This window comes from Caulobacter sp. P1_B12_2, assembly GCF_056406675.1.
The window spans coordinates 1-8317 of the sequence record NZ_JBFTZS010000186.1; the positions used below are offsets into that span (position 1 = coordinate 1).

The window sequence follows — 8317 nt, forward strand, 5'->3', positions numbered from 1 at the left end:
CCCCACGGGAGAGGGGGCATGAGCAACTGGGCTCGACAATCGCTGGCGCGTTTGGCCAAAGATCAACCCGTCGCCCTGGTCACCATCCTGGCCACCGAGGGCTCGGCCCCGCGTGACGCCGGGACCAAGATGGTGGTCTGGGCCGGCGGGCAGGCCGGCACGATCGGCGGCGGCAATCTGGAGCACCAGGTCGCTGACCAGGCGCGGCGGATGCTGCTGACACAGGTCCACTTCGCCTTGCAGGACTATCCGCTGGGGCCGCTGCTGGCCCAGTGCTGCGGCGGCCGCGTCCGCCTGCTGATCGAGCGCCTGGACAAGACCGCCGTCGACTGGCTGACCGAGGYCGCGCGTCGGCTGGACGCGGCCCAACCCTTCGAGGTCCGCACCCGCTTCAACCCCGGCGCCCTGCTCAAGACCATCACTCCGGTCGCTGCATCGAGCCCGGACAGCGCGCCGATTACCCTGGCGGGCGAGCCGGCCACCGCGCGCGGGGCGCGGCCGACGCTGGGCGACGTGCTGGTCGAGCCGCAGGACTTGCCACGCCCGCCGGTKCTGCTGTTCGGGGCCGGTCACGTGGGTCAGGCCGTGGCCCGGGCCCTGGAGCCGCTTCCGTTCCGTCTGGCCTGGTACGACACCCGGCCCGAGACGGCCGAAATCCCCGGCGTCACGGTTGGGACGCCCGCCGAGTTGGCCGCCGCCGCCATGGGCGCGGGTCCGGACGCCTATATCCTTGTCATGACCCACGACCATAATCTGGACTACGCCCTGACCTCGTCGGCCCTGGCCGGCGGGGCGTTCGGCTATCTGGGCCTGATCGGGTCGGACACCAAGAAGGCCCGGTTCCTGAGCCGGCTGCGCAAGGACGGCTTTGGCGACGGGACGGTGGCGCGCGTCACCTGTCCGATCGGCCTGCCGCACCTGAAGAACAAGGCCCCCGAGGTGATCGCCGTCTCGGTGGTCGCCGACCTCCTGATGCGGCTCGAGGCCGCCCGCCGCGAACGGACGAAGGATCTCCAGCTTGCAAGCCTATAGGGCGTCGATCCTTCATCTGGAGGCCGACCCAAACACCACGGACGGAGAGGCGCACGCCTTCCACGAGGACGGCCTGCTGCTGGTCGAGGACGGCCGCGTGGTCGCCTGCGGCGACTACGCCAAGCTGGCCGACGAGCTGGGCGACGTAGCCGTCGAGGACCTGAGCGGCAAGCTGATCGTTCCCGGCTTCGTGGACACCCACATCCACTTCCCGCAGGTGGACGTGATCGCCGCCCATGGCGAACAGCTCCTGGACTGGCTGGAGCGCCACACCTTCCCGGCCGAGGCGGCCTTCGCGGACAAGGGGCATGCGGAAGAGACCGCCGAGTTCTTCGTCGAGGAGCTGCTGCGCAACGGCACGACCAGCGCCCTGGTGTTCGGCTCGGTGCACAAGGGCTCGGTCGAGGCGCTGTTCGCCTCGGCCCTGAAGCGCGACATGCGAGTGATCGCCGGCAAGTCGCTGATGGACCGCAACGCCCCGCCCGGCCTGACCGACACGGTCGAGAGCAGCCGCGCCGACATGCAGAGCCTGATCGCCGACTGGCACGGCAAGGGCCGCCTCGGCTACGCGGTCACCCCGCGCTTCGCGATCAGCTGCAGCGACGAACAGCTGGCCATGGCCGGCGAAGTGCTGGCCGAGCATCCGACGGTTTGGATGCAGACCCACCTGTCGGAAAACATCCGCGAGATTGTCGACACCGCCAAGCTGTTCCCGGACGCCAAGGACTATCTCGACGTCTACGACCGCTTCGGCCTGGTCGGGAAACGCTCGGTCTTCGCCCACTGCGTCCACCTTCAGGGCGAGGCCTTCCAGCGGCTGGCCAACGCCGGCTCGGCGATCGCCTTTTGCCCCACCTCGAACCTGTTCCTGGGCTCGGGCCTGTTCCCGCTGGAAACCGCCTGCGCTCACGGGGTGAAGGTGGGGATCGGCACGGACGTGGGAGCGGGGACGACCTTCTCGATCCTGCACACGCTGGGCGAGGCCTACAAGGTGGGCCAGCTGCGCGGCGAGGCGCTGGATCCGTTCCACGCGCTGTACCTGGCGACGCTGGGCGGTGCGCGGGCCCTGGGGCTGGAGGACGAGATCGGCAGCCTGGAGCGCGGCAAGATCGCCGACTTCCTGGTGCTGGACCTGGCCGCGACGCCGCTGATGGCGCGGCGGATGCCGGCGGCCAAGAGCCTGGAGGACCGGCTGTTCGCGCTGACGGTGCTGGGGGATGATCGGGTGGTCGAGCGGACCTATGTGGCCGGGGTGGAGCGGTATCGGCGTTAGTGGCTCACCCGCTTGCCCCCACCTGACCGCTCCGCGGTCTGTCCGCCCCCATAGGGGGCGGAGGACGCCGCCCACCGCTCCTCTTCCCCCTGTTGGGGAAGACGGTCGCGAAGCGACCCGTAGGGGGCAAGTGTTAGCCGCTTAAACGCCCATCGTCTCCGCATACAGCTTCAACAACCCCTCGGGCTTCACCCCGACGGTGATCGCCTGGATCGGCTGGTCATCCCAGGCCGACGGCCCGAACAACTCGCCCTCGACCTTCTGGCACGTCTGTCCCAGGGCGATTCCGTCGGTGATCACCCGGATCGAACCGGGACGCACCTCGAACAGGGACGGATCGATCACGAAGGCCACGGCCGCGGCGTCGTGCACGCAGCAGCCGATGATGCCGTCGCGCCCGCCGTAGAAGGCCGCATAGGGCTTGGAGATGGCGTTGAGGAATTCACCGGCCGGACCGGCCGAAGCTTCCAGCGCCTCCATGTAGGCCGGGGTCATCACCACCTGGGTGGTGACGTCCAGGCTTACTGCGGTCACGTGCCAGGGGGCGGTGAACACCAGGTCGGCGGCTTCCGGATCGTTCCAGATATTGGCCTCGGCCACCGGCGTGACATTGCCCGGCTTGCCGGCAACGGCGAAGGCACCGCCCATGATCACCACGGCCTTCAGCAGGGTGGCGACTTCCGGATCGGCTTGCAGGGCCAGGGCCAGGTTGGTCAGCGGACCGACCGCGACCAGGGTGATCTCGCCGGGGTTCTCGCGCGCCAGGTCGATGATCGCCTGGTACGCCGGCTTGGCTTCCGGCTGGGCTGGCTTGAGGCCCGTCAGCTCGACGTCGCCCAGACCGTTCTCGCCGTGCACGAAGGTGGGCGAGGGATTGCGCGGCCGGGTCAGAGGCTTGTCCGTGCCCTTGAAGACCGGGGCCTTCAGGCCGAAGCGGTCCTTCAGATACAGGGCGTTGCGGGTGGTGGTGTCGATGTCGGCGTTGCCGAACACCGTGGTCACGGCCACCAGGTCGAGCGCGGGGCTTGCCTCGATGAACAGCAGCGCCATGGCGTCGTCGATGCCGGGATCGGTGTCGAAGATGATCTTTTGCGTCGTCATCCGAAGGACTTATCTCATCGTGGGACCGAGGGGGAGGCCCCCTCAAACGAACCATGCTCCCGGCGCGAACCGGGAGCATGGCGGGACGATGGCAATCCTTCGGTGATCCGCCCGGCGGTGAGGCCGGGCGGGGTCGCTTAAGACTACCGCTTGGCGCTGATCGAGATGCCGACGATCCGAGGCTCGTTGACGAAACCGGTCAGGTTGTTGAAGTCGATCGCGCCGCGCAGGTTCACCTCGTTGGTGATGTTGCGGGCGAACGCGGCGATTTCGTAGCTGCCGTCCTGCTTGGCGTAGCCGAGCTTCAGGCCGCCTTCGAAGTCGCCCTTCGAGTAGAATTCCTTGCTCTGGTAGAGGAAGACGTTCGTGTAGCCCTGCTGGAACCAGTCGGTGTAGGCGAACAGTTCGCCGTCGCCGACCGGATAGCTGTAGCGGGCCGTGAAGTTGATCACGTACTCCGGCGCGTTCGGGAACGGGTTGCCGTTGACCAGGGCCTGGCCCGAGGCGTTCAGCGGATCGGTGACCGTGCACTGGGCGCAGACCGCCACGGCCAGATCCTTGTCCTTGATCTTGGTGTGGTTGTAGCTGTAGCCGGCGGTCAGCAGGAGGTTCTCGGTGACCTGGAACTCGCCGTCGAACTCGACGCCGTAGGCCTCGCCCTTGTCGGCGTTGACCAGCAGGGTGCCGTTGGTGGCGCCGCCGATGGCGCTGAACTGCGGGTTCTTCTCTTCATAGGTGAAGGCCGCGCCGTTGAAGCGAACACGGCGGTCCAGCAGTTCGCTCTTGAAGCCGACTTCGTACGACTGGATCGTTTCCGACTGCGCCACCGAGGCGGGGCTGAAGAACACGATGTCGCGGCCCTGGATGGTCGGGCCCCGGAAGCCGTGAGCGGCGCGGGCGTACAGGCTGAAGTCGTCGGTCACGCCGTAGAAGGCCGACAGGTCCCACGAGACCTTGCTGTCCGACACCGAGACCTTCGGCGCGGTCGAGCCGACCACGCTCATGGACTTGTCGTCGTCGGTGTAGCGCAGGCCGCCGGTCAGCTTCAGCTTGTCGTTGACCTGGTAGGCGGCTTGGCCGAAGGCGGCCCAGGCGGTGTTCTTGTGGTTCAGCGTCGCCTTGTTGAAGCCGGCGTCGGTGGTCACCAGGAAGTCGGACTTGAAGTAATAGCCGCCGACCTGCCAGCTGAACGGGCCTTCGGTGTCCGAAGCCAGGCGGATTTCCTGGGTGTACTGGTCCAGGTCGTCGATGCCGTCGCGAGTGTCGGAATCGAACGGGATGAAGCCCGGGCCGGTGCCGGCCACGCCGCCGTCGATGTCGCCGCGGCTGTAGCCATTGGTGGTTTCGTAGGCGCTGATCGAGGTCAGGGTCGCGCCGCCGAAGTCGTAGTCGATCTTAATCGACTCGCCGTTGCCGTCGTACTTCTGCGGGTTGCTGTGGCCGCCGTTGTAGAAGACGGAATCCCGGTCGAAGTTGCCGTTGATCTTGTTGCTGCCCTTGGTGAGGATATTGGCGCGGAAGATCGCGGCGGTGCCGTCCAGGGTGCGGTTGTGGGCGCTGAGCAGGACGCTCAGGTCGGCGGTCGGGGTCCACAGCAACTGGCCGCGGATGGCGTATTCGTCATAGCCGCCCATCGCGTCCTTCACGCCGGTGAAGGTGTTGTCGATGTAGTCGTCGCGGTGCTGGCCCAGGATGGCGATGCGGCCGGCCAGCTTGTCGGCGATCAACGGGCCGCCGACGCCGCCTTCGGCGGTCCACGAGCCGTACGAACCGTAGGTCACCGTGCCGTTGGCCTTGAAGACCTGGCTCGGCTTGACGCTGTCGAACTTGACGATGCCGGCGGTGGTGTTGCGGCCAAACAGCGTGCCCTGCGGGCCGCGCAGCACTTCAACCTGCTCGACGTCGAAAATCGGCGTGCTTTTGAGCACGACGTTCTCCATGACCACGTCGTCCATGATCACCGAGACCGGCTGCGAGGCGGCCAGGTCGAAGTCGGTGTTGCCCAGGCCGCGGATGTAGAAGCGGGGGGCGGCGCGGCCGTTGGAGCTTTCGATGAACAGACCGGGCACGCGGCTGGACAGGGCCAGCACGTCCTCGCCGCCGGCGAACAAGGCGTCCAGCTTCTCGCCGCCCATGGTGGCGACCGAGACCGGTACTTCCTGAATGTTTTCAGCGCGTTTCTGGGCGGTGACGATCACGTCGTCCAGCGTGACGACGCTGTTGTCCTGAGCGAAGGCCGGGGCGGAAACGCCGACGGCGAGCGCCAGGGCGGTGAGGGCGGCGCCGCGGTGGAGGCGGCTGCGCAGCGTGTTGACGGTAGTCATTGAAGTATCCCCTTCATGCGTCGGCGGCCCGACGCTTGAGGGTGCAATGCACAATGAACGAGCCGAATCCAAAGGTTTGATGACATCCAGATCGCTGTTTGGCGAAGTTTTCCCCCTGGATGTTACTATTTGACCACGCCGTGACAGGTCTGCCTAAAAGCAGATCATAAGTCATAGGCTTATTACTTATCGTCATGGGGCGGACGACCGATCGCTTACGGGGAAAGGCGTTGGTCGACGCCTTCCTCCAACAGAGAAACGTGAGCCGAGACGATTTTCCAGCCGCTTTCGGCGCGAATCCAAGCTTGGCTTTGGCGTCCGGTGCGTTTTGCCCCCTCACGAAGGAATTCGACGTTGGCGATTGCGAAGTCTCGCCCAAACGTGGTGATTTCCGTCCTTAAGCGCGATCGTTGTGGCGAGCCGCCCGAGCGACCGATTCGAAAGGCGGCGATCGCCTCGAATCCGTAGAGATTTTCGGCCACGCCGTAGCGGACGGTTTCGGGAGCGTCGCGGAAGAAGCCGTCCAGCGCCTCGACGTCATTGGTCATCAGCGCCGTCTCATAGGCGTCGACCGCGGCGGTCACTTCGGCCAGGACGTCGGGCTCGTTGACGGTCATGACTTGAGCTCCGGAGGCCTGTGAGCGGCGACCACGCCGGCCTGTTCCAGGCGCAGAGCGGCGGCCAGGGCCAGGTCCTCACGCCAGGCCGGCGCGATGATCTGCACGCCGATCGGCGGCCTGCCGGGCCGGTTGACCGGCGCGGCCACGACCGGCAGGCCGATGTAGCTGATCGGCTGAGTGTAGGCGCCCAGGTTCTTGCGCACCGAGACCGGCTGGCCGTCCATCTCCATGGTCGCCTGGCCGATGCCGGGCGCGGGGCAGACCGAGGCCGGGGCCAGCAGCACGTCGAAATCCTCGAACACCTTCCGCACGGCGTCGCGGAACACCGGGCGGTAACGCCGCGCGGCCTCGGCGACCGCTCCGGGCGCGAGGGCGCCGGCCAGCAAGCGGTCGCGGACGGCGGGGTCGTAGTCGAGCGGCCGGCCCTTCAGGTCGGCCAAGTGTAGGTGAGCGGCCTCGATCGGGGTCAGGCAGAAGGCGGCGGCGCGGGCCAGCTCGGCGCCCGGCAGTACGACGCCGCGCCGGGCCTGCAGCGCGTCGGCGACGATCTCCAACGCCTGCAGCACTTCGGGAAAAGCGCCCTGCGCGAACCAGCCGCCCAGCACGCCGACGCGGAGAGGAGCGTCAGCGATGGCTTGCAGGCGAGGAGCGGCTGGTTCGGCGGGCCGACGGCAGAGGGGATCCAGCGGATCGGGCCCCTGCATCAGGTCGTAGGCGAGGGCCAGGTCGGCGACAGTGCGGGCGAACGGCCCCACATGGTCCAGGCTCTCGACAAAGGGAAAGGCGCCTTGGCGTGACAGGCGGCCCAGGGTGGGCTTCAGGCCAAACACCCCGCACAGGCTGGCGGGGATGCGGATCGAGCCGTTGGTGTCCGAGCCCAGGGTCAGGGGCACGAGCCCGCCGCTGACCGCCGCGGCCGAGCCGCCGGAGGAGCCGCCGGCGATGCGGCTCAGATCGTGCGGATTGCGGGTCGGGCCGTCATGGGCGTTCTCGGTGACGAAGCCGTAGGCGAATTCGTCCATGTTCAGCGCGCCGATCAGCACGGCCCCGGCGGCGGTCAGGCGCTGGACGGCGGTGGCGTCATGGGCGGCGGGGGCTGCGTCGCGGCGGATCTTCGAGCCGGCGATCGTGGTCACGCCTTCGACGTCGAACAGGTTCTTCACGGCGAACGGCACGCCGGCCAACGGCCCGACAGGACGGTCGGCGGCGAGGTCGGCGTCGATCGCCCCGGCCTGGGCCAGGGCGCGTTCGGCGAAGACGGCGGTGTAGGCGTTGAAGCGGTCGCCTTGGGCGCGGGCGAGTGCGGCCTCGGTCTCCGAGCGGGCGGTGGTCTTGCCGCGCTGGATGTCGGCGACGACGGCCTGGGCCGAGCGGAAGTCGGCGGCGCTCATGGCTCGAAGGCCGCGGGCGCGGGACCCGCGTCGTCGAGGCCGGCGGCGAAGGTCGCGGCTTGGCGGCGCAGCAGGGCCAGGTTGTCGACCACCCCGGCGTGGGTCTCCGGCGGCAGGCTAAGGCCCAGCGCCTCGGCGCGAGCGTCCGCATAGGCGGCGACCGCGTCGTCGTCGAGGGCCAGGAACGCTGCGAGCGCCGGATCGGTCGCCATGGGGGCGAGCTCCACAAGTAAGAAATTTCTTCATAACCGGGATATCCGGTCGCCGCTAGCAACATAGGCCTCGAACGCGCCGACGCCCATGTCCGCGCCATGCCGCCGGCCGCTCTGCCCGCAGGATGGGCGCCGGCGCGCTTCGCCGGGCCGCGCCGCCGTCGACGCTAGGGCGGCGAGCGCAGGGCGCGCCAACTGGGCCCTGGTAATAGAGGGCTTACTTCATGCGCCATCACCTGGCCTCGACCCCGGACACCGTGCGCTTCGGGATCTTCGACGCCGCCTTCGACCCGGTGCTGACGGTTTCGCCCGGCGACACGGTGGTGATCGACTGCGTGTCGGGCGGACCCGAGGTCATGCCGGC

Annotated in this window: 7 protein-coding genes and 1 pseudogene; 3 read left to right on the forward strand and 5 right to left on the reverse strand. The window is 68.1% G+C overall.

Features of this window, described 5'->3' with window-relative positions:
- The first annotated feature begins 18 nt into the window (after positions 1 to 18).
- Both xdhC and guaD read left to right on the forward strand, forming a co-directional pair.
- Entirely contained in the window at positions 19 to 1032 is a 1014-nt protein-coding gene (gene xdhC, locus AC1DZ6_RS13135; protein WP_477097615.1) for a xanthine dehydrogenase accessory protein XdhC, read from the forward strand.
- On the forward strand, positions 1019 to 2305 hold the full coding sequence (guaD, locus tag AC1DZ6_RS13140; protein ID WP_477097616.1) for a guanine deaminase: 1287 nt from the start codon (positions 1019 to 1021) through the stop codon (positions 2303 to 2305). The genes xdhC and guaD overlap by 14 nt, the downstream gene beginning before the upstream one ends.
- Positions 2306 to 2446: 141 nt before the next feature.
- Here guaD and AC1DZ6_RS13145 read toward each other — a convergent pair whose 3' ends face one another.
- From AC1DZ6_RS13145 to AC1DZ6_RS13165, 5 genes are all read right to left on the reverse strand, one after another.
- Positions 2447 to 3406: a nucleoside hydrolase gene (locus tag AC1DZ6_RS13145; RefSeq protein ID WP_477097617.1), complete on the reverse strand. Its 960-nt coding sequence runs from the start codon at positions 3404 to 3406 to the stop codon at positions 2447 to 2449.
- Positions 3407 to 3549: 143 nt separating this feature from the next.
- Positions 3550 to 5730, reverse strand: a complete 2181-nt coding sequence (locus AC1DZ6_RS13150) for a TonB-dependent receptor (protein WP_477097618.1) — start codon at positions 5728 to 5730, stop codon at positions 3550 to 3552.
- Between the two features lie 215 nt (positions 5731 to 5945).
- The gene (gene hpxZ / locus AC1DZ6_RS13155; RefSeq protein WP_477097619.1) at positions 5946 to 6347 is read right to left on the reverse strand and encodes an oxalurate catabolism protein HpxZ; all 402 of its coding nucleotides are present in this window, start codon (positions 6345 to 6347) and stop codon (positions 5946 to 5948) included.
- Positions 6344 to 7741: an AtzE family amidohydrolase gene (locus AC1DZ6_RS13160; protein WP_477097620.1), complete on the reverse strand. Its 1398-nt coding sequence runs from the start codon at positions 7739 to 7741 to the stop codon at positions 6344 to 6346. The genes hpxZ and AC1DZ6_RS13160 overlap by 4 nt, the downstream gene beginning before the upstream one ends.
- Positions 7738 to 7953: an AtzG-like protein gene (locus AC1DZ6_RS13165; protein ID WP_477097621.1), complete on the reverse strand. Its 216-nt coding sequence runs from the start codon at positions 7951 to 7953 to the stop codon at positions 7738 to 7740. The genes AC1DZ6_RS13160 and AC1DZ6_RS13165 overlap by 4 nt, the downstream gene beginning before the upstream one ends.
- A 224-nt stretch (positions 7954 to 8177) precedes the next feature.
- Here AC1DZ6_RS13165 and AC1DZ6_RS13170 point away from each other — a divergent pair.
- Positions 8178 to 8317: pseudogene (locus AC1DZ6_RS13170) on the forward strand (acetamidase/formamidase family protein); the annotation flags it as partial.

Bases quoted from the DNA above. Each gene is read 5' to 3' on its own strand.
- AC1DZ6_RS13160 (WP_477097620.1), bottom strand. From the start codon at position 7,741: ATGAGCGCCGCCGACTTCCGCTCGGCCCAGGCCGTCGTCGCCGACATC.
- AC1DZ6_RS13145 (WP_477097617.1), bottom strand. From the start codon at position 3,406: ATGACGACGCAAAAGATCATCTTCGACACCGATCCCGGCATCGACGAC.
- AC1DZ6_RS13150 (WP_477097618.1), bottom strand. From the start codon at position 5,730: ATGACTACCGTCAACACGCTGCGCAGCCGCCTCCACCGCGGCGCCGCC.
- AC1DZ6_RS13165 (WP_477097621.1), bottom strand. From the start codon at position 7,953: ATGGCGACCGATCCGGCGCTCGCAGCGTTCCTGGCCCTCGACGACGAC.
- hpxZ (WP_477097619.1), bottom strand. From the start codon at position 6,347: ATGACCGTCAACGAGCCCGACGTCCTGGCCGAAGTGACCGCCGCGGTC.